The organism is Paraburkholderia sp. Cpub6, from assembly GCF_014201065.1.
GTDB lineage: Bacteria > Pseudomonadota > Gammaproteobacteria > Burkholderiales > Burkholderiaceae > Paraburkholderia > Paraburkholderia tuberum.
In genome coordinates, this window is sequence record NZ_JACHDM010000098.1 from 1 (window position 1) to 1,097 (window position 1,097).

Sequence of the window (1,097 nt, forward strand, 5' to 3'; positions counted from 1 at the left end):
TTCGTCTGGCCACACGCCGATGGCGGCAAGGTCCATCTGACGGCGGCGCAACTGTCGATGTTGCTCGAAGGCATCGATTGGCGGCAGCCGCGTCGTACGGCTGCGCTGTCGATGTTGTAAACCGCGAGGAAGGCTCGTAAACTGCGCCGCATGTCGAACGGCGCCGAACTTCCTGACGATGTTGAAACTCTGCGGGCCTTGCTGGTCGAGGCCCGTGCCCAGCTTGTCGAGCGCGATCTGGAGATCGAGCAGCTCAAGGCGCAGATCGACAAGCTCAAGCGCATGCAGTTCGGCCGCAAGTCCGGGCAGTTGGACCGGGAGGTCGCGCGGCTCGAAACCGCGCTCGAGGACTTGACCGGTGAGCGTGGTGTCGCTGATGTGCGACGCGCCCACGAATCAGGCGCGAGCACGCCTGTGGGCGACGCATCGCCGAAAGAAGCGCTGCCGCCGCATCTGCCACGCGAAGAACGCGTACTCGACGCCGACGCGACCTGCCCGAAGTGCGGCAGCGCCATGCAGCCGCTCGGAGAAGACGTGTCCGAGCAGCTCGCCCGCGTCGCGGCAATGTTCAAGGTGATCCGCACGATCCGGCGCAAGACGGTCTGTCCGTGCGGCCACCACTTCTCGCAGCCGTCCATGCCCGGCCTGCCGATCACGCGCAGCATTGCCCATCCGAGCCTGCTGGCCGACATCCTCGTCTCGAAGTACGCTGACCACGCGCCGTTGTACCGGCAGTCGCAGATTGCCGCGCGCGACGGCGTGAAGCTGGATCCGGCCAGCATGGGACGCTGGGTCGGCCAGTGCGAGGCCCTTTGCGTGCCGCTGACCGAGGCGCTTCGCCGCCACACGATGGCACCGTCGAAGCTGCACGCGGATGACACGCCGATCCCGGTGCTCGAGCCCGGCAAGAAGAAGACGAAGACTGGGCGCCTGTGGGTGTATGTGCGCGATGACACCCGTTCGGGCTCGACCGAACCGGCCGCGGTGTGGTTTGCTTACTCGCCGAGCGCAAAGGCATCCACCCCCAGACCCATCTCGCTGGATTCGAGGGCATCCTGCAAGCCGACGCCTACAGTGGCTTCAACGAACTGTACGAG

General features: G+C 65.9%; 1 protein-coding gene and 1 pseudogene. Both read left to right on the forward strand.

Annotated features, from left to right (window positions below; translation table 11 throughout):
* On the forward strand, positions 1-120 hold a 120-nt coding region (gene tnpB / locus HDG33_RS36865; protein WP_184041239.1), incomplete at its 5' end, for an IS66 family insertion sequence element accessory protein TnpB.
* 30 nt (positions 121-150) lie between these two features.
* Positions 151-1,097 (forward strand): annotated as a pseudogene (gene tnpC, locus HDG33_RS36870) (IS66 family transposase); the annotation flags it as partial.